Consider the following 20,812-nt stretch of genomic DNA (forward strand, 5'->3'; position numbering starts at 1 on the left):
TTGCGCAAATTTATGCATAGATTTTCTATGTTTACATCAATTCGGTGAATGCTAGTGCTAGTGGGGGTGTGACCTAAGGGCGGTAGCGTGTTTCAAGAAAATGTTCACATGTCAATGTGGCAGTTACAGCGCTTTAAGCAAAGTGCTGTTTTAACTTTGGTAAAATGGAATGAAAATACTCGTAACAGGTGGTGCTGGTTTTATTGGTTCAGCAGTTGTTCGACATATTATTGAAAATACGACTGATAGTGTCGTGAATGTGGATTGTTTGACTTATGCGGGCAATTTGGAATCACTTGCCAGTGTGGACTCAAATTCTCGCTACACGTTTGAGCAAGTCAACATTTGTGATCGTGCTGAGCTCAACCGCGTATTTGCAACCCATAAGCCTGATGCAGTAATGCACTTAGCTGCTGAATCGCACGTTGACCGCTCTATCACAGGCCCTGCTGCGTTTATCGAGACTAACGTCGTTGGTACTTATACGTTGTTAGAAGCGACACGTGGGTACTGGAATAAACTCGATGACAGTGCGAAACAAGCGTTTCGCTTCCATCACATCTCGACTGATGAAGTTTATGGTGACTTACCACATCCAGATGAAGCGCCAGAGGGTTCAGAACTGCCAATGTTTCTTGAAACCACACCGTATGAGCCATCCAGCCCATACTCTGCATCAAAAGCCTCGAGTGATCACCTAGTCAGAGCATGGCTACGCACCTACGGTTTGCCAATCATGGTGACCAACTGCTCGAACAACTATGGCCCTTACCATTTCCCTGAGAAATTGATCCCACTTGTTATTCTTAATGCCCTTGAGGGTAAAGATCTACCTATCTACGGTAAAGGTGATCAAATCCGTGATTGGTTGTTTGTCGAAGACCATGCTCGTGCACTGTATAAAGTGGTGACCGAAGGTAAAGTCGGTGAGACCTACAATATCGGCGGCCACAACGAGAAGAAAAACATCGAAGTGGTGAACACGATTTGTGACATCTTGGACACGCTCGTACCAAAAGACACACCATACGCTGAGCAGATCACCTATGTTCAAGACCGCCCAGGTCACGATCGCCGTTATGCGATTGACTCAACTAAGATGCAAAAAGAGTTAGGCTGGACACCGGAAGAGACCTTTGAAACAGGCCTTAAGAAAACGGTGCAGTGGTATTTAGATAACTCAGAATGGTGCCAGAACGTGCAAGATGGCAGCTATCAGCGTGAGCGCCTTGGCGTTGTTGCAGGTGAGGTGGAGTAATGAAAGGGATTGTGTTAGCTGGTGGGTCTGGTACGCGCCTCTACCCTTTGACAAGAGGTGTATCTAAACAGTTATTGCCTATCTACGACAAACCGATGGTGTTTTATCCTATCTCGACATTAATGCTAGCAGGTATCCGTGATATCTTAATCATCACGACACCAGAGGACAATGCGGGCTTTAAGCGCTTACTGGGTGATGGCTCTGACTTCGGAATTAACCTTGAGTACGCGATTCAGCCAAGCCCAGATGGACTGGCACAAGCTTTCATCATCGGTGAAGAATTTATTGGTGATGATTCGGTGTGCTTAGTTTTGGGGGACAATATCTTCTACGGCCAATCGTTTAGCCAACAGTTAAAGCATGCGAATAAATTAACAGAGCAGGGCTTGGCAACGGTATTTGGGTATCAAGTCAAAGATCCAGAGCGTTTTGGTGTAGTGGAATTTGATGAAAAAATGAAAGCGGTCTCGATTGAAGAGAAACCGGATAATCCCAAGTCGAACTACGCAGTAACAGGACTATATTTTTACGATAATCGAGTCGTTGGGCTTGCTAAAAAAGTAGAACCTTCTGAACGAGGTGAGCTAGAAATTACCACCCTAAACGAAATGTACCTCAACGATGGCTCTTTAAATGTGGAACTTTTGGGCCGCGGATTTGCATGGTTGGATACAGGTACTCATGAAAGTTTACATGAAGCTTCTTCGTTCGTTCAGACAATTGAGCATGTTCAAGGTCTAAAAGTGGCGTGCTTGGAGGAGATCGCATGGCGAAACGGTTGGCTAACAAATGAACAACTACTTGAAATTGCAAAGCCAATGATGAAGAACGAATATGGGCAGTATTTATCTCGATTGGTGACCGAGGACAACAGATGCTAAAGAAGGTATTAGTTACTGGTTCGAACGGCCAAGTTGGAAGTTGTCTGGTTGAGCAACTGAGTTCTCGTGATGATGTCGAACTTTTAGCAGTTGATAGAGAGCAGTTAGATATTACAAAACAAAGCGCTGTGGATGAACTTGTTTCAACTTTTCAGCCGAACTTTATTATCAATGCTGCAGCACATACAGCAGTAGATAAGGCTGAAGAGGAAATTGAACTTTCTTACGCTATTAATGAGCAAGGACCTAAATTTCTAGCTGAGGCTGCTAACCGCATTGGTGCGACCATCTTACACATCTCGACGGACTATGTGTTTGAAGGTAATAAACATGGACCTTACTCAGAAGAGGATGAAACCAACCCGCAGGGGATTTATGGGGCTAGTAAACTTGCCGGTGAGTTAGAAGTCGAAAAGGTAAACCCCAAACACATAATTCTGCGTACCGCGTGGGTATTTGGTGAGCATGGCAACAATTTCGTAAAGACAATGATTAGACTCGCTAAAGATAGAAATACTCTAAGTGTCGTGGGCGATCAATTTGGTGGCCCCACCTATGCAGGGGATATTGCCAGAGTACTAATAGCCATGGTTGATACTATTGCAGAGAATGAGAAACAAGCGCGATTTGGCGTGTATCATTACTCTGGCTTGCCACACGTTAGTTGGTTTGAATTTGCAGAATGTATTTTTGCTAATGCAGTTGAGCGAGGGATATTAGAAAAAGCCCCAACACTTCGTTCTATAACTACCGAGCAATATCCAACACCAGCTAAGCGTCCTGCAAACTCCAAGCTGGATACTGGAAAGATTACACGTGAATTTGCAATTGACGCGAGCGATTGGCAGCAAGCAATTGAAAATTTAAATCAGTATGAAGGTTAATCATGAAAGTTATTGATACAGCGATTCCAGATGTGAAAATAATTGAACCAACAGTTTTTGGTGATGAACGTGGTTTCTTTATGGAAACATGGAATCAAAAACACTTTGAAGAGCTAGTCACAGGTAAGCAGACCAAGTTTGTACAAGACAATCAGTCAAAATCCAAAAAAGGAATTTTGCGTGGCCTTCATTATCAAACTGAAAACACTCAAGGAAAGCTTGTACGTGTTGTTTCTGGTGAGGTTTTTGATGTCGCTGTGGATATTCGTAAAGACTCGCCAACGTTTGGTAAGTGGGTTGGTGAGTATCTATCTGCTGACAATAAAAGACAGTTGTGGGTGCCAGAAGGGTTTGCTCATGGATTTTATGTAACCTCTGAAGAAGCTGAGTTTGTTTACAAGTGCACGGATTTTTATAACCCAGAAGCAAATGTAACGTTAAAGTGGGATGACGACTTGATCAATATAAGCTGGCCATTTGAGCGCGACTTCAGCCCAGTTTTATCATCAGCCGATTCAATAGGTTTATCATTTGAAGAATGTAAAGAAAGTAACATGCTATTATGATTAAATTAATAATAAAGCGCTTTACGCCAAATTTCCTAATCAATATCAAACGTGAGTTGTTCAATAATTTTAAACTATTAAGTAACTATTGCTACGACTATAAACGTTACACGAAGCATAGTGGGACAACGAAACAAGATAATCAAGAAAAGTTAATAGGTAAAATAATAGCACATTACCATGTGATAGAAAAAGGGCTCTCATACGAGATTACAAAACCCAGATTTGGACTAAGAACAGTATTGGATTTGATTGATTTAATCACTATATATCGAACAAGTGGATTTGACACTGAACACATTCATTACAATACATCCATTTCAGTTATTAAAAAGTACATTGCTAGACATACGGAAATGTCAGAGGATATTACAGTTGTCATAGAAAGGTTTAAGAGTATTGATATCAATGACTCACCTAATGATTTAGGTGGAGTTAGCTTGATAAGAAAAGCTGATATACATGAGTCAATTAAATTCGATTTTGAAAGCTTCTTTAACTCAAGACATTCGATACGCGACTTTTCGGAAGAAGAGGTAAATAATGAACTTATCTATGATGCAATAAGAATAGCTCAAAAATACCCTTCTGTATGCAATAGACAGGCAGCCAGAGTGTATATCTCAGAAGATAAAGAAACGGCTAATCGACATCTATCGTATCAGAATGGCAATCGAGGATTTAGAGAAAAAATAAATCGAGTACTGGTAGTAACCGTAGATTTGAGTGCTTTCGAGAATGCAAATGAAAGGAACCAAGCATACATTGACGGAGGGATATACTTAATGGGACTGTTACTATCATTGCATAGTAAAGGTCTCGGTACGGTCGCTCTTAATTGGTCTACATACAAAGAACATGATTTAGCATATAGGGATTTTTCAAACATACGAGACTCGGAAATTATAATTTCATTCATAGGCATTGGCCATATTAAAGATGACGTACTGATTCCCAGATCAGAGCGAACTCCATATCAAGAGGTAGTGAGAACTCTAAATGCTAGATGACATTAAGAAGTTTCTTAGGAGAAACCTCAATAGAATCATTTATAGGCGCTACATTGATAATGACTATGCTAATCCAACTAGCAACAATAAACTAGTCTTAGTTACACATGAAATGACTAGAACTGGAGCTCCAATGCTTTTGTTGTACGTTGCTAAAGCGCTATTTAGCCTTGGTTGGGACCTTGTGGTTATTTCTAGAACTACAGGTCCACTAATTAAAGATTTCTCAAGATACAGCAAGGTTATTATTTCATATGATGTAGGTAAACTTCAGAATAGAATAGTCGATTTAAGAGAAAATGGATTCAATCAGGTTTTTATTAACTCTGTTATCTCTGGAATATGGATACCTCATTTTAAACTAGCAAATTATAGAGTTGTTTCTTTGGTTCATGAGCTGCCGAGCGTGATTAAAGCATGGAAAGCAGAAGAGTGTCTCAGGATTGTAGCTGATGACTCAGATGAAATAGTTTTCCCATCTGATTTTGTAAAATCCTCTCTAGAAAAGCTTGGAGTAAAATTTCATAATTATCATATAAAACCTCAAGGTATTTTTCTTAATGAAGCCAATGAGCCAAAAGATGAAAATGCATATGACGAAATTATTGAAACATATAAGCTAGAAAAGAAAAAAATAATTTTGAATGTAGCAACTGGAAATTATCGCAAAGGCTTTGATATTTTCTGTAATGCTGCGGAAGCTATACCTGAGTATAATTTTATCTGGATTGGTGATATTGATACGTCACTGCTAAAAAATCACCCCGATAACTTAATTACTCCAGGCTATGTTAGAGATGTTACCATTCTAACAAAGTTTTATCGAGCTGCATCACTGTTCTTTATATCTTCTAGAGAAGAACCTTTTGGCTCTGTAATATTGGAGTCTTTATATAATGGGACGCCTATAATTGGATTCAGAAACGTTGGTGGATATGAGGATATAATAAATGAATATGGCCTTGGAGTTTTGGTTGAGCTTGGAAATATTGATGATCTGAAAAAAGCTATAGAAACACTTATAATTGACGGACGATATCTAGAAGAGCTATCGATGAAGAGTCATAGGGTAATTGTTGAGAATTATTCATTTGAAAGATATATAGACTACCTTGTGAACATATAAAAATGATCGATAAGTATAATTTCTTCCGTAGTACATTGTTTTTTTCGATTTCAACTTTTGGGAGTAGAGCTATTACATTGCTTTTACTCCCGCTATATAGTTACAGCTTGTCATTGTCAGACTATGGTGAAGTCGATTTAGCTTTAACAGCGATTATGCTGATTGTGCCTATTGTGACATTAAATATTCATGAGTCTCTCCTTAAATTTTTAATGGAGGGCAATGACGATGACTATTTATATTCGGCGTTGGTCTTCTTAGTGGTAGTACTACTCCCTCTTACGACCATATTCATATTTGTAAATTACCTAGTTGTTAAGCTTGAAATTATTTATTATCTTGGTGCTTCTATTGGTATGGTTGCAGTATATGAAGCGCTATCAAAGTCTGTTAAGGCTAAAGGACTGCAGCCCGATTTTGCTAAATCGAACATATTGATAGCGATAGTCTCTTTATGTTTGAATTTCGCGTTAGTCTACTACCTTAAATTGGGTTCTATTGGTGTAATCCTTAGCCACTCTATATCCTTTTTATGTGGTTCTATTTTCCTGCTCGGGAAGATAAACATTAGAAAATTGGTATCTGCTAGTGGCTTTAGATTTGAACATCTTAAGAAGATGTTAATTGTTTCGATCCCACTAGTGCCGAATGCAATTATGTGGTGGGTTTTCAATGCTTCAGATAGATTTATTATACTAAATTACCTAGGTACTGAAGATAATGGCTTATATGGCGTAGCGAATAGAATATCATCTATATTGCTAATTGTATCTACGATTGTCTATCAGGCGTGGCAACTGAAAGCTTTTAGTATTAAAAATAATGCAGCGAGAAAGGAAGTCTATACTATATATATTCAAAACTATATGCTATTCATTTTCTTCTTAGCAGCGGTATTTGTTTCTTTTAATCAACATTTCATGGGTTGGATACTATCAGATGAGTACAGTCAAAGCTGGAGAACTAGTAATATACTCATAATGTCAACATCATTCTACTCACTAGCTAGTGCGATAGGTGTCTTTTATGTAATTGATTCTAATACAAGGAAAGCCTTCTATAGCTCCTCTATTTCTGCCATAGTTAATTTGTTATTAAATTTTTTCTTGATACCTATCTACGGTATAGATGGTGCGGCGATAGCAACTCTGTTAAGCACATTGTGTATATTCATTCATAGAATATTTGATAATAAAACTTTTTTCTCTGTTAGTCTGAAATTTTTGATTTCCATTCTATCTTATTTGATTCTTGCTTTTTATCTATCTCTATATGAGAGTTTCTATATATCGTTGACTTTGTTGCTGGTAATGTTTTTTTATATTCTTCGCTCAAACAGTGGGTTTTTAAAAAGTAGGATTGATATATATGTCAAAAAATAAAGTTGGGATCATAACAATTTACTCTGTTTACAACTACGGGGCGATGTTGCAGGCTTACGCTTTGCAGCATTTTTTGGCTAGTAATAAAGTTGAAAGTGAGATTATATCATACAAGCCATATGATATATGTAAAGCATATGACTTCTATTGGAAAGACTTAATTTACAGACCAAGAAACGCATTGAGTCTCCTTAAGCAAAAAATCCTTTCATCAAAAAAGTTCTATAGGTTTAGAGCTTTTCACAATCAATATTTGGTACGTAGTTCTACCATTTATCGAAATGGAAGCGAACTCAAAAGCTCTAGCTATAACACTATTATTACCGGAAGTGACCAAATATGGAACCCAAATATTACAAATCAAGATACTAATTTTCTTGCAGCATTTGCTAATGATAATGTAAAGAAAATAGCCTATTCTTCAAGCTTTGGAGTCAGTCAAATTGATGCCAATTGGTCTGACAAGGTTGCAATTAATTTATCAAAGTTCGACACATTGGCTTTAAGGGAAGATACAGGAATTGACATTGTTGAAAAACTGGTGCCAACGAAGAAAAAACACTTAGTATTAGATCCTGTATTTTTGTTAGACCGCGAGTTTTGGGATGAATTTGTTCAGAAAGCAAATATATATACTGAGGATAAGTATCTATTAGTATACTCGCTCGAGGTTAGTAAAAAAATAATAGAACAGAGCATTGCAATATCTAGAGAACACAATTTGAAAATCATTACGGTACATCCATTTCGATCTGATTATGATTTTGCGGATATTTGTATCAATGACGCCGGTCCAATTGAGTTTGTCAATTTAATAAGAAATGCGGAATATGTACTGACAAATTCTTTCCATGGTACAGCCTATTCGATTATCTTTAACAAAAAGTTAGTTTGCGAACCTCATTCTATGACAGGTACACGTATGCTGAGTTTGTTAAAGAGGTTCGATGTTAAACAAACTCGAGAGATCGTATCTAATAAAGAAATTTACGTATATAGTTTGAACGAAGCAAGTTTGGATTTATTGGAAAAGAATAGGATCTTTTCAATGGAAACTTTGTTAAACTCTTTAAGTGTTGTTCATGAGTAATGCAATAAATATAGCTCTGGTTACAGTTGTCTTGTTTTTGTTGACAAGACAATTTCCACTTTCATATTTGTCGCCAGTAATGAACGTTGCTACATTAGCAATATTTATTGTTGCTCTCTGCACAAAATATAGAGATAGAGCTTTTTCTATCATATTATTATATATTGCTTTTCTAGGATTATATTCTTTATTTAAAGGTAATGACCCTTTGCTTTTGCTTAGGGCTATGATAGTGATGTTAATTCTAGTCAGCGCACATTATATAGTTATAAAAGGGCTATTACTATATCGAATTTTTACAATTGTTTACTTGATTCAGGCATTAGTAGTAATTTGTCTTTGGGTTTACTTCACAGTTAAATACCCAGGAGGTATTGGTTATCACGAAGCTCGTGTCTTTTTCTTGGACAACAGTTTTGGTGATATATATTCTCATGGACTGATCTATAAAGTCCAGATAAAGGGTAATGCATTGCTACCTTTTGCATATATGCTTTTCACATTTATTAATCACAGCAACAAGTGTTATAGAGTTTACTTTGTTAGAGTGATCTTTCTTCTTTCTATAATTTTGGCTGGTAACTTCATGTTCCTTGTTGCAATAGCCATATTCCACATATTATTCTATTGTTATAATCTCGACACCTTAAATGCTTATCGGAGAAAAGGTTTTTTAAACTTAAACAAGTTTATTTTGATTATATTTATGATACCAATCGCCGTAAGTATCTTTTTCGACGTTGTAGTATCTAAATCCGAATTAGGTAAAACTTCATCCATGGGTATAAGATATGACCAAGTTGAGGTACTAATTAATGATTTGTCAGTTACGCCAATAGACATGATTTTTGGTACGGGGCTAGGCCATACCATTTCTGCAAAAACAGAGTCGAGAGATTATCGAGGTGATGTCTACTTCGAACTCCAAGTTTTTTATTTCCTTAATCAGCTAGGGATTTTAAATTTCATTATTTTATTTACCATTATGTTTGGTGTTTTTTATACTAAGGCTAAGAATAAAGGAGTATCGGTATTATATGTATCTTATATTAGTTATGCCTGTTCAAACCCTTATATCTTAGACACTAATCATGTTGTTGTTATAATCATGTTGCTATATTTAAGTCATCTATGCGAGGATAATTTTGCTTTTCGATAATATATTTTCTTTTTTGGCTTCTGCTTTTAGAAGAAAGACAGTTCCCAATGTTCTATATCCAAGGACATTAACTGACAAAATTTTGAGGATAAAACTTTCGCCAAATCATCAAAAGGCTGAATTGCGTGCTTTGGTAGCGGACAGGTTGGCTGTGCGTGAATATGTAAGGAGTAGATCTGATAGATGTAAAACTATCCCGTTGTTATGGTTTGGGGATGTGTTTACTGAAGATTGTTATGACAAATTGCCTAGTAAGTTTGTTATTAAAGCAAACCACGGCTCAAAAATGGTTCGTATTGTTGATAAAACTGAGCCGGGAAACAACTTTGAATCTGTTTTATCAGAAGTAAGTGAATGGAAAGATATAGACTACTACAAAAAAGGACGCGAATGGGTTTATAAAAAAACACCCAAAACATTGCTTGTGGAGGCGTTTATTGATTTTGAAGATGATGTTCCTCCTGATTATAAGTTTTTTTGTTTAAATGGAAGAGTTGAGTTTGTTCAAGTTGACCTAGACAGATATACGGGACACTGTCGTAATTTATATGATCGAGAATTTAGGCGTTTGCCTGTTTCATATCAATTTCCTAATGGTTACGACATCGAAAAACCTGGTTTATTTGATGAAGCTTTGAGAATCGCCGAAGAATTATCTAATGATTTTGACTTTATTCGTACAGACTTGTACATACTTGATGACGGAATCTATTTTGGCGAGCTAACTAATTTCCCCGGAAACTGTTTGGAATCTTTTACTCCCAGTTCATTTGATATAGAAATGGGCAAGAAATTGAAACTTGAATAACAAGAAATCTAAGGAATTTAATGAAGGTTTACGGTATCATAGTTGCGTATAATCCAACTCAAGATGAAATCCAAGGTGCGATTACTCGACTAGAAGGTCAATGTGATCTCATTATTATTTGTAACAACTCAGATAACGGAGTCGAAATTGATGATATTCCAAACCACAAGGTAATAAACTTTGGTGAGAATTTGGGAATTGCTAGGGCTCAGTCTGTTGCAATGGAATGGGCCTTTTCTAATGGTGCTGATTTTGTCATCCAGATGGATCAAGATAGTATTCTTGATGATGAGACAGTCCCGCGACTCGTTGAGTCATATAATCAAGCAACAGCTATTGGGCTAAAGGTTGGCGTTATTGGTCCTCGACACTTTGATAAAGTCACGAATGAAGTAGATGAAGGGCGCTTAATTAAGGGCAAGATGGTACCAGGTACTAATTTCGAAGTTATACATGCTACTATTAGCTCTGCAAGCTTAATTCCAAGATCTGCATATATAGCAGTAGGCGGTATGGAAGATGGATTATTTATTGATTCGGTCGATTGGGAATATTGTTGGCGATTAAAAACCCACGGTTTTCTGACCATTCGTGTCAATGATATTTTATTGGGACACCGTGTTGGAAACGGAAAAAAATCAGTGGTTGGCAAACTAGATGTCCGAGTTCCAAGCCCAATAAGGCATTACTATCACACGAGGAACTTATTCCTTTTAACATTTCGTAATTACGTCCCTTTATATTGGAAGCTTAGTAATTATGCTAAATTGCTATTTAAGCTATTCGCATATCCATTTATTTTTGAAGACGGAAGTATTCGATTTAAATACATTATAAAGGGGATTTATGATGGTTTACTAGGTAGATATGGTCGTATTGATGTAGCTAGCAGAGAAAATAAAGATGTCTGATATATACTTTGTCGGAGATATTTGTGCCGACTCTTATAGTTTAGGTAATGCTACGGATTTTCAGAAATCACCTCTTTATGAGTTGTTAAAAAATAATTATACTGTCGGTAATTTGGAAGCCCCAGTCCTCAAATCTCCGATTTTAGAGAATAAAAATAAATTTTCCCTTATTAATAGTCCGGATCTGTCCCCCTTTTATGATGTTTGTAATTTGGTTTCTTTATCGAATAACCACGTTTTTGATCAAGGTTTAGAAGGGTTTAATATAACAAAAAAATGGCTCGACGATAATGCTATTTCATTTGTTGGTGCCGGTGATGACTTACGGAGTTCACGATGTGCGCATATAATTGAACATGACGGAGTCACAATTGGCTTTTTGGGTTATAATTGCTATTCAACAAACGCATCTCATTATGCTGAACCTTCCTCACCAGGTACGGCACCTCTGATTTTTGATTATATTAGAGATGACATAGCTCAGCTAAAAAGAGTTAATGATGATATCAAGCCAATAGTGCTCTTACACTGGGGGGTTGAAAATGAATTTCAGCCAACATCTGAACAAACTAGTATTGCTAGGAAGATAATTGACTTGGGTGTAGAGGCAATTATTGGTACGCACCCCCATGTGATACAGTCTTTTGAGTTCTACCACGGAAAACCAATATATTATTCTCAGGGTAATTTTGTGTTTAATGATTTTGAAATTGGTAAGTGTCAAAAGTATTATCAAACAAAATTCAATAAACAGGGTATGATAATCAAATGTTCAGTTGATGATGGTCAACTTAAGTTTAGCGAGCTTTTTTTCTCATTAGATAAGAACCGGTTGCCTGTAATTGAAAGGGAACCTTTTGATTATATTAGTGTAAATAACGAGGTTTTGAGTAATTATACGAATGAGATTGATTACCATAACTCTACAGAAGAGCTTTCTTTGTCATTAAAATTTAATGGTAAAAATATGCAGGTTGTCTATGGTTCAGATGTCGTGCACAAGTACTCATCTCTCACTTATGAAACTTTAAAATCAAAGATTAAACGGCTGGTTATGTATAGATTGAGAAAGTTGTTATGAACAATATAGCCGTTATTATTTCAGTGTATAAGAGTGACATAAAGGACAACGTGAAGTTCGCAATTGATAGCGTATTAGAACAGTCGGTTAATGATTGTTCGATAGATATATTTCTTCAAGTTGATGGGCCTGTTGAAATTAGCTTGCAGGAGCTTTTGGTTGGTTATAATATAAGGGGTGATGTTTTTGTCGAATTTGTGGAGGTCAATCACGGCTTAGCTTGGCAACTTAACCGGGCAATATCAAGAGTATCTACTTCTGATAAAAAATATGACTATCTTGCCAGGATGGATGCTGATGACATATCGGACTTGAGTCGCTTTCAAAAGCAAGTTGATTACTTTACTTTAAACGATGGGATAGCTGTACTAGGTTCTGATATGATTGAGTTTTACTCATCTGGATATACAACGTATAAAAGCATGGATTCAGACTTTGATACAATGAAAAGCAAAATAATTAAAAAGTGTCCAGTTAATCATCCGTCTGTAATGTTTAACCTCCGTGTATTACCCTTGTCACAAATAGTATACAATGACAAGTTGAAAAATACACAGGATTATTATTTATGGATTGACCTTATAGCGCAAGGTTTCGTTTTTGCAAATATTAATGAGCCTCTTTTGAAGTTTCGTGTTGATGATAACTTCAATGAGCGGCGTGGAGTTCGCAAGTTGAGAAACGATGTGTGTGCTAGACTTTATGCTCTGAACAAGTTAGGCATACATTCAGTGGGTAACTATCTGATTATATTGGCATTGGTGTTGTTTCGTTTGAGTCCCAAGTTTGTACGAATAGCAGCTTACAAGTACCTTAGATAAACTCAAGTCGGGTGGTTGTAAAATGTACACTTTCAACAGTAACAACTTATCGATTGCCGATTAGGTGGCAAACAAGTATTCGCCGAAGTTTCTTTAATTGGTTGGTCAGTTGGTAATTATGATAAATGTAGAGATAGAGCTAGTAAATGAATAATATTCTAGTGTCTGGTTATTCAGGGTTTGTCGGAAGTCATTTACTGAGAAAGTTGGCGGATGATGCTAATGTTAGCTTACTTGGGCGTTCTACTCCGCCGAAATGCTATAAGTATTTTAATGCAACAATTGACTCAAGCTCGGACTATTCTGCAGTTTTGAATGAAATTGATGTTGTTATTCATATCGCTGCCCGCGTCCACATAATGGATGATTCAGCGATCAATACCCTTGAAGCGTACCGAGAAGTTAACACTCGTGGAACCGTCAATTTGGCGCACCAAGCCCTTAAAGCCGGTGTGAAGCGTTTTGTTTTCGTTAGCAGTATTAAGGTAAATGGTGAAAGTACATCTTTTGGTAAGCCGTTTACCGCTGCTGATTGTCATTTGCCGAAAGATGACTATGCTTTATCCAAGTCGGAGGCTGAGCTTGAACTTTTAAGGATTGCTAACAACACGGGTATGGAGGTCGTTATAATTAGGCCAACACTGGTCTATGGCCCTGGAGTAAAAGCTAATTTTGCCTCATTGATGAACCTAATATCCAAGGGTATTCCTCTACCGGTTAGTTGTATCGGAAATAACAGGCGTAGTTTGGTTTCTGTTACCAATCTTGTTGACCTAATTATTACTTGTATTCATCACCCTAAAGCGGCAAATCAAGTGTTTCTAGTTTCCGACGATAATGACGTTTCAACTTCTCAAATTGTTCGTGAAATGGCTACAGCGCTTAAAAAGCCATTATGGCAATTGCCTGTACCTGTTTGGTGTTTCCAATTGATTGGAAAACTGTTCCATAAGGAGGATGTGGTGAGTCGGTTAATAGGCTCGCTGCAAGTTGATATTTCCCATACCAAACAGACGTTGGCTTGGACTCCTCCTCAAACTCTAGAGGATGGTTTTAAGGAAACAGCTTTAGCTTTTTTACATACTAAACGGAAGTAACTCAGATGATTAGACTAATAGACTTTCTGGTCGCTTTCTTCGGCTTGCTCTTTCTTTGGCCACTTCTCCTGGTTGTTGCTTTGATGGGGTTGTTCGATACCGGATCTCCATTTTTTGTCCAGGAGCGTGTTGGCCGTAGCAAAAAGCCATTTAAACTTATTAAATTTCGTACAATGTCAGTTGAGACTGAATCGGTTGCGAGCCATCTCGCTAGTAGTACCTCTATTACAAAACTTGGCGGGTTCTTGCGTAAGAGCAAGATAGATGAACTCCCCCAGCTTATTAATGTACTTCGGGGCGAAATGAGTATTGTAGGTCCACGGCCCAATCTATTTAATCAATATGAGCTCATTAGAGAGCGCGAAAGCAGGGGCGTGTATGACGTACTTCCAGGTATTACTGGCTTGGCACAAGTAAATAATATTGACATGTCGACACCAGAACTGCTGGCCAGAACGGACAAGAAAATGATAGAAACGTTAACACTTCAAGACTACTTCAAATATATCTTAATGACCGCCACAGGTAGTGGCTCTGGTGATGTAGTAAAGTAATGATTTTATGCGGGCATCTTGGTGCTTCATTCGGATGCCCTTACTTCAACTCTTTTAGAACTCTCTTATCCGTGTTTCCTACTCACTACGTTTATAACCCTCCCTGTGGTTGTAGTTTGGCCACCTAATTAGAGGTGTTAATATACACCTCATAGATTCAATTTTAAAACATGCATAATAGCAGAAATCCGTTGGTTAAAAGGTTATTAGTGGCTATCTAAAAGCTCCTCTCAACTCTTACAACTAAGATTAAATCTGGCTTGCCAGAATGACTCGCCAAATCGGAGGGTAGTGTATTTAGCTTATGGCTCCAGTGGTCTATGTATCGAACTGTCATACAACAGAAACCCTAAATTGGACGCCACCTCAAACGCTCGAAGCTGGCTTTCAAGAAACTGCCCAAGCATTTTTGCATTCGAAGAGAAAGTGATATTTATGATCAGACTATTAGACTATTAGACTATTAGACTATTAGACTATTAGACTATTAGACTATCTGGCAGCCTTCTTTGGCTTGCTTTTCCTTTGGCCAGTATTGCTTACTGTGACTGCAATCGGCTTTTTTGATACGGGGGCTCCGATTTTTATCCAAGAGCGAGTTGGGCGTAACAAGAAGCCTTTCAAGCTAATCAAGTTTCGTACGATGTCTATAGAAACAAAATCGGTAGCTAGTCACTTGGCGAATAATGCTTCGATTACTAAACTAGGGAGTTTTCTTCGTAAAACTAAAATTGATGAGTTACCCCAGTTGATTAATGTCTTGAAAGGTGAAATGAGTTTGGTCGGACCTCGTCCTAATTTATTTAATCAAGAAGAGTTGATTAGAGAGCGCGAAGTACATGGCGTATATGATGTACTGCCAGGCATCACCGGTCTGGCTCAAGTGCAAAATATCGATATGTCGACCCCAGTACTTTTGGCTAAAACAGATAAGCTGATGATAGATTCGTTGACTGTGAGAGATTACTTCAAGTATATCTTAATGACTGTGACGGGCAGTGGCTCGGGTGATGCTGTCAAATAGTGCCGCCTATTGGGGTGATCCTTACAACCCTATAAATATCAATAAGGATCAACCCTTTAATCCTATATCTGTCTCACGCATGAGTCGATTTCACTCTTGTTTTACGCAAAATGAGACAGCGGTTTTAGCCCCAATTGTCAGAGTAAGCCGTCGGGTGTTTAATGCTCGGTCGGGCACTCCAGTCCCTTATTTTCGGCATCCTTTGCCGTTCGTTTTAGATGTATTAGAAGAATCAAAAATATGAAAATTGCTATCGCTGGCACCGGCTATGTTGGTTTGTCAAATGCCATGTTGCTGGCCCAAAATCACGAAGTTGTGGCCGTTGACATTATTGAAGAAAAAGTCACACTGCTTAATAACAAGCAATCACCGATTGTGGATACTGAAATCTCAGACTTCTTGGTCAATAAAGATCTCAATTTCACGGCAACGTTAGACAAACAGCTGGCCTACAAAAAGGCCGACTATGTGGTGATTGCCACCCCAACAGACTATGACCCGAAAACCAACTACTTCAACACCCAGTCAGTCGAAGCGGTCATTAAAGATGTTATGGCGATCAATCCAAGTGCTGTTATGGTGATTAAGTCGACAGTGCCTGTTGGTTACACGGCGCGAATCTCACAAGAGCTAGGCTGTGAGAACTTGATCTTCTCCCCAGAGTTTCTGCGTGAAGGCCGCGCACTGTATGACAACTTGCACCCCTCTCGCATCATTGTGGGTGAGCAATCAGAAAGAGCGCGCGTCTTTGCGCAGCTGTTGCTTGAAGGGGCAGAGAAGAAAGACGTACCAGTCCTGTTTACCGATTCCACCGAAGCGGAAGCGGTCAAACTTTTTTCCAACACCTATCTAGCCTTGCGTGTGGCCTATTTCAATGAGTTAGATACCTACGCAGAAACCCACGGCCTCAATGCACGTCAAATCATTGAAGGGGTGGGGTTAGATCCGCGTATCGGTAATCACTACAACAACCCTTCGTTTGGTTACGGCGGTTACTGCCTACCTAAAGACACCAAGCAACTGCGAGCCAACTACCAAGATGTGCCAAACGAGATCATTGGCGCGATTGTTGACGCCAACCGTACTCGTAAAGATTTCGTCGCCGACTCAATTATCAGTCGCAACCCGAAACGTGTGGGGATTTACCGCCTAATCATGAAGTCAGGATCTGACAATTTCCGAGCATCGAGTATTCAAGGGGTGATGAAACGTATCAAAGCGAAAGGTATTGAAGTTGTGGTCTATGAACCTGTTCTTCAAGAGGCTGAGTTCTTCCATTCAGAGGTCATCAAGGATTTGGAAGAGTTTAAATCAACTTGTGATGTGATCGTTTCTAACCGTATGGTTGACGAGATCCGTGATGTTGAAGAAAAGGTCTACACTCGCGACCTATTTGGTAGCGACTAATCTTTTTTTGAATTAGATGTTTTGATGATAGTTTGAATATTTGGCTGGTAAGTGTATGAAATATTTAGTAACAGGCGCCGCTGGTTTTATTGGTAGTGCTACAGTAGAAAAGCTTAATGCGGCAGGACATGATGTTGTCGGAATTGATAACATCAATGACTACTATGACGTAAACCTTAAGCATGCTCGCCTCGAGCGTATTACTCATCCTCAGTTTCGTTTTATCGAGATGGACATTGCTGATCGCCCTGCGGTTGAAAAGCTTTTTGCCTATGAGCAATTTGATCGGGTCATCCATCTGGCGGCGCAAGCCGGCGTACGTTACTCTATTGAAAACCCGCACGCTTATGCAGAGTCTAACCTTGTTGGCCACCTGAATATTCTAGAAGGGTGCCGTCAGGCGAAAGTTCAGCACTTGGTGTACGCCTCATCTAGCTCAGTCTACGGATTGAATGCTAAGGTGCCGTTTGCAACGAGTGATAGCGTAGACCATCCTGTGTCACTTTACGCTGCCACGAAGAAATCGAATGAGTTGATGGCTCATAGCTATTCTCACCTCTACGATATTCCAACCACGGGCCTACGATTCTTTACGGTATATGGCTCTTGGGGACGCCCAGACATGGCACCGTTTATTTTCACTAAGAAGATATTGGATGGCGAGACCATTGATATTAACAACAATGGTGATATGTGGCGCGACTTTACTCATGTTGATGACATTGTTGAAGGGGTGGTACGCATCGCTGATGTGACGCCTGAACGCTCAGAGAGCTGGACCGTAGAAGAAGGGACACCGGCGTCAAGCTCTGCACCTTATGCGGTATACAATATTGGTCATGGTTCTCCAATTAATCTCATGGATTTCGTTAAAGCGATCGAAGTCGAATTGGGCATCGAAGCGAAGAAAAATTTCCGAGAAATGCAACCTGGTGATGTGTATCAAACCTACGCGGATACACAAGATCTGTTTGAAGCAACGGGATATAAGCCTAAAGTCGGCGTTCAACAAGGCGTTGCGGAGTTTGTGGCTTGGTACAAAGCGTTTTATTGCGCTTAGTTGTCGGCTCTTGTTTTGAGGGACCGTAAGAGTCACCTGCGATTCCCGCAGCGTGACTCCTCCTCTTTTTCCGAGTAATATGAACTCAGTCTACTAAATTATTCCAATACACTATGCAGCGACTTCAGTTTCTTTGGCAACTTTCCCGCACCAACAAACGCATTGTTAGCGTATTGGTGGACGTGCTTTTAATTTTCTTCGCCTTTCACCTCGCGTTACTGGTGAGGCTGGGGGATGATGATTATCTCTCTCACCCTCCTGTGTGGGGGGTATTGGCAGTCGTGACGGTCGTGACGGTGGCGGTGTTTGCGCGCTTAGGGCTGTATCGGGCAGTGCTGCGTTACCTCACTTTTCAGGCGTTGTTTGTGGTCACGGCCGGGGCGTTCCTTTCGGCGTTGCTGCTGTCCGCATTAAGCTTTTACATGACAGAACAAGTGCCACGCACTGTACCGATCATTTATGGCGCGTTCTTGGCGTTGTTTTGTGGTGGCCCGCGCGTAGTGGTACGCTCGTTGGTGGCGCAGAGCGTTCAACGCAAATGTCGTGAGGTGGTGATTTATGGCGCCGGCTCGGGCGGGCGCCAATTGGCGATGGCATTGCGAAGTTCGGGGGAGTACCGCGTACGCGCGTTTATTGACGGCGATGAAACCCTCACCAATACCGTGATTTTAGGTTTGCCGGTGCTGGCGATCAGTGATGTGATGCCGCTCATCAACAAATACGATATCTCTCAAGTACTGTTGGCGGTACCTAGCGCCAAGCGTTCGCGCCGTAAGGCGATTTTGGACAAGTTAGCCAAGCTGCCGGTGGAAGTACTCACTGTGCCAGACATGACGGACATCGTCTCCGGCAAAGCCAAAATCGATGAGCTCAAAGATGTGCCTATCGAAGATTTGCTTGGGCGCGATCCGGTTGAGCCACAGCAAGTGCTGCTTGAAGCCAATATCAAAGATAAAGTCGTGATGGTCACCGGCGCTGGCGGCTCGATTGGTTCGGAACTGTGTCGACAAATTGTTCTGCAGCAACCACAAGCAATCGTGTTGTTTGAGTTGTCTGAGTTTGGCTTGTACCAAATTGATCGTGAACTCAATCAACTGAAGGCGGAGAAGGGGCTCACCTGTGAGATCATTCCGCTGCTTGGTTCTGTACAGCGCCAGCACCGTTTAGAAACCGCGATGAAATCCTTTAAGGTGCAAACCGTTTATCACGCCGCGGCCTATAAACATGTGCCCTTGGTCGAGTACAACGTGATTGAAGGGGTGCGCAACAACGTCTTTGGCACATACTACACGGCCTGCGCCGCGATTGATGCTGGGGTTGAGTCTTTTGTGTTGATCTCAACCGACAAAGCCGTGCGTCCGACCAATGTGATGGGCACCACCAAGCGAATGGCGGAACTCGGTTTACAAGCCCTCGCTGAGCAAGAGAACGCCAAACGCAAGGGCACGCGTTTTTGCATGGTGCGTTTTGGTAATGTGTTGGGTTCGTCGGGCTCAGTGATCCCGCTGTTTAAAAAGCAGATTGCAGCAGGTGGCCCCGTCACGGTGACGCACCCTGACATTACTCGCTACTTTATGACCATCCCTGAAGCCGCGCAGTTAGTGATTCAAGCGGGTGCGATGGGTAAAGGGGGCGACGTGTTTGTGCTGGATATGGGGGAGTCGGTGAAGATTACCGATTTGGCACAGAACCTGATTCACTTATCTGGCTTAGAGGTCAAATCCAGAGAGAACCCGCATGGCGACATCGACATTCATTTCTCAGGCTTGCGCCCTGGGGAAAAGCTCTACGAAGAGCTATTGATTGGCGACAATGTCAAACAAACGGCGCATGAGCGTATCATGACGGCGCAAGAAGTCTTCTTACCGTTTGATGAGTATCAATCTCTGCTCAACCAATTGGATTTGGCTTGCCATTCTCTGGCCCATGAGCGTATTCGTGAACTGTTGCTTGAGGCGCCAACAGGGTTCAACCCAACCGATGGCATTGGTGACTTGGTGTGGAAAAACCTCAAAACGATGGACGAAACAGAATCGGCCGTTGTGGAGTTGATGCGCGGATAAGCGGTGACATCGCCCTCTAGTCACATTTGAATTCACAACGTTGATAAAACAAAGCCACTGATGCGTTCAGTGGCTTTGTTGTTTATAGCGTGAGTGGTACCCGTCGCCTTTCAATTACAGCATAGAGCTTTCTTGCTGCTGCTTTTGCTGCTTCTCTTTTTCCGATTGCTGATTAAAGGCCGACATCAAATCCGAATGAATGTAATTCATCGATAGCTGAAAGCTCATATGTGGCGCGTTTAACGTGATTTCCGTCTCTCCATCTTGGTAGGTGGCAGACTTATTGCCCACAAACGGAATTTTCTGATTGATGAGCCGATACTTTTGTGCGAGCACGCCATTTAAGTAATCGAACTTATTTTTAGGCAGCTCCGTCAACACGCCAACCAGTGTGCCTGATCGGTTAAAGATGGTGGTTACATCGCTAATGTCTTCAAACTGGATTTGGCTCTGTGAGATTTGATACATATCACCTTGGCTGTATTTATTGACACCTTGATGAGTCACCCTGTATTGACGTTTTAGATCGTCCACGGTGGTCTCGCCAATGGTTAAGCCAAATACCGTCGGGTTGGCCATTGCCGATTGGCAGAAAAATAAGAGTGCGAAGAGATATTTTTTCATTGT

Annotated in this window: 20 protein-coding genes; 19 read left to right on the forward strand and 1 reads right to left on the reverse strand. The window is 40.2% G+C overall.

Going from position 1 to position 20,812, the window contains the following annotated elements; genetic code table 11:
- Window positions 1-169 precede the first annotated feature (169 nt).
- From rfbB to AC6R10_RS10385, 19 genes are all read left to right on the forward strand, one after another.
- Window positions 170-1,258, forward strand: coding sequence for a dTDP-glucose 4,6-dehydratase (gene rfbB, locus AC6R10_RS10295; protein WP_500672168.1), 1,089 nt, complete (start codon window positions 170-172; stop codon window positions 1,256-1,258).
- On the forward strand, window positions 1,258-2,142 hold the full coding sequence (gene rfbA, locus AC6R10_RS10300; RefSeq protein ID WP_500672169.1) for a glucose-1-phosphate thymidylyltransferase RfbA: 885 nt from the start codon (window positions 1,258-1,260) through the stop codon (window positions 2,140-2,142). The genes rfbB and rfbA overlap by 1 nt, the downstream gene beginning before the upstream one ends.
- Entirely contained in the window at window positions 2,136-3,026 is an 891-nt protein-coding gene (rfbD, locus tag AC6R10_RS10305; RefSeq protein WP_500672170.1) for a dTDP-4-dehydrorhamnose reductase, read from the forward strand. Before rfbA ends, rfbD begins: the two co-directional genes overlap by 7 nt.
- A 2-nt stretch (window positions 3,027-3,028) precedes the next feature.
- Complete coding sequence (rfbC, locus tag AC6R10_RS10310) at window positions 3,029-3,592, forward strand: dTDP-4-dehydrorhamnose 3,5-epimerase (RefSeq protein WP_500672171.1); 564 nt, start codon at window positions 3,029-3,031, stop codon at window positions 3,590-3,592.
- Window positions 3,589-4,602 (forward strand): nitroreductase family protein, encoded by a 1,014-nt coding sequence (locus tag AC6R10_RS10315; protein ID WP_500672172.1) that lies wholly within the window; start codon window positions 3,589-3,591, stop codon window positions 4,600-4,602. Before rfbC ends, AC6R10_RS10315 begins: the two co-directional genes overlap by 4 nt.
- Entirely contained in the window at window positions 4,592-5,728 is a 1,137-nt protein-coding gene (locus AC6R10_RS10320; protein ID WP_500672173.1) for a glycosyltransferase family 4 protein, read from the forward strand. The genes AC6R10_RS10315 and AC6R10_RS10320 overlap by 11 nt, the downstream gene beginning before the upstream one ends.
- 2 nt (window positions 5,729-5,730) lie before the next feature.
- Window positions 5,731-7,110, forward strand: a complete 1,380-nt coding sequence (locus AC6R10_RS10325) for an oligosaccharide flippase family protein (protein ID WP_500672174.1) — start codon at window positions 5,731-5,733, stop codon at window positions 7,108-7,110.
- Entirely contained in the window at window positions 7,097-8,200 is a 1,104-nt protein-coding gene (locus tag AC6R10_RS10330) for a polysaccharide pyruvyl transferase family protein (RefSeq protein ID WP_500672175.1), read from the forward strand. Before AC6R10_RS10325 ends, AC6R10_RS10330 begins: the two co-directional genes overlap by 14 nt.
- Window positions 8,193-9,359 carry a hypothetical protein gene (locus tag AC6R10_RS10335; protein ID WP_500672176.1) on the forward strand — a complete coding sequence of 389 codons (1,167 nt, stop codon included), beginning with the start codon at window positions 8,193-8,195 and terminating at the stop codon, window positions 9,357-9,359. Before AC6R10_RS10330 ends, AC6R10_RS10335 begins: the two co-directional genes overlap by 8 nt.
- Window positions 9,346-10,167 (forward strand): ATP-grasp fold amidoligase family protein, encoded by an 822-nt coding sequence (locus AC6R10_RS10340; protein ID WP_500672177.1) that lies wholly within the window; start codon window positions 9,346-9,348, stop codon window positions 10,165-10,167. Before AC6R10_RS10335 ends, AC6R10_RS10340 begins: the two co-directional genes overlap by 14 nt.
- A 20-nt stretch (window positions 10,168-10,187) precedes the next feature.
- Window positions 10,188-11,078: a glycosyltransferase family 2 protein gene (locus AC6R10_RS10345; RefSeq protein ID WP_500672178.1), complete on the forward strand. Its 891-nt coding sequence runs from the start codon at window positions 10,188-10,190 to the stop codon at window positions 11,076-11,078.
- Window positions 11,071-12,159: a CapA family protein gene (locus AC6R10_RS10350; protein ID WP_500672179.1), complete on the forward strand. Its 1,089-nt coding sequence runs from the start codon at window positions 11,071-11,073 to the stop codon at window positions 12,157-12,159. Before AC6R10_RS10345 ends, AC6R10_RS10350 begins: the two co-directional genes overlap by 8 nt.
- Window positions 12,156-12,980 (forward strand): glycosyltransferase, encoded by an 825-nt coding sequence (locus AC6R10_RS10355; protein ID WP_500672180.1) that lies wholly within the window; start codon window positions 12,156-12,158, stop codon window positions 12,978-12,980. The genes AC6R10_RS10350 and AC6R10_RS10355 overlap by 4 nt, the downstream gene beginning before the upstream one ends.
- A gap of 146 nt (window positions 12,981-13,126) precedes the next feature.
- On the forward strand, window positions 13,127-14,077 hold the full coding sequence (locus tag AC6R10_RS10360) for a UDP-glucose 4-epimerase family protein (RefSeq protein ID WP_500672181.1): 951 nt from the start codon (window positions 13,127-13,129) through the stop codon (window positions 14,075-14,077).
- Window positions 14,078-14,082: 5 nt separating this feature from the next.
- The gene (locus AC6R10_RS10365) at window positions 14,083-14,631 is read left to right on the forward strand and encodes a sugar transferase (protein WP_500672182.1); all 549 of its coding nucleotides are present in this window, start codon (window positions 14,083-14,085) and stop codon (window positions 14,629-14,631) included.
- A gap of 478 nt (window positions 14,632-15,109) precedes the next feature.
- Complete coding sequence (locus AC6R10_RS10370) at window positions 15,110-15,655, forward strand: sugar transferase (RefSeq protein WP_500672195.1); 546 nt, start codon at window positions 15,110-15,112, stop codon at window positions 15,653-15,655.
- Window positions 15,656-15,895: 240 nt separating this feature from the next.
- Complete coding sequence (locus AC6R10_RS10375) at window positions 15,896-17,062, forward strand: nucleotide sugar dehydrogenase (protein ID WP_500672183.1); 1,167 nt, start codon at window positions 15,896-15,898, stop codon at window positions 17,060-17,062.
- A 55-nt stretch (window positions 17,063-17,117) separates the two neighbouring features.
- Complete coding sequence (locus AC6R10_RS10380) at window positions 17,118-18,122, forward strand: NAD-dependent epimerase (RefSeq protein ID WP_500672184.1); 1,005 nt, start codon at window positions 17,118-17,120, stop codon at window positions 18,120-18,122.
- Window positions 18,123-18,235: 113 nt separating this feature from the next.
- Window positions 18,236-20,185, forward strand: coding sequence for a polysaccharide biosynthesis protein (locus AC6R10_RS10385; protein ID WP_500672185.1), 1,950 nt, complete (start codon window positions 18,236-18,238; stop codon window positions 20,183-20,185).
- Window positions 20,186-20,299: 114 nt separating this feature from the next.
- Here the strand turns inward: AC6R10_RS10385 and AC6R10_RS10390 are convergent, their stop codons facing one another.
- Window positions 20,300-20,809: a hypothetical protein gene (locus AC6R10_RS10390; RefSeq protein ID WP_500631362.1), complete on the reverse strand. Its 510-nt coding sequence runs from the start codon at window positions 20,807-20,809 to the stop codon at window positions 20,300-20,302.
- Window positions 20,810-20,812: the final 3 nt, after the last annotated feature.

This window comes from Vibrio sp. R12-SG2-ISO1 (genome assembly GCF_059834045.1).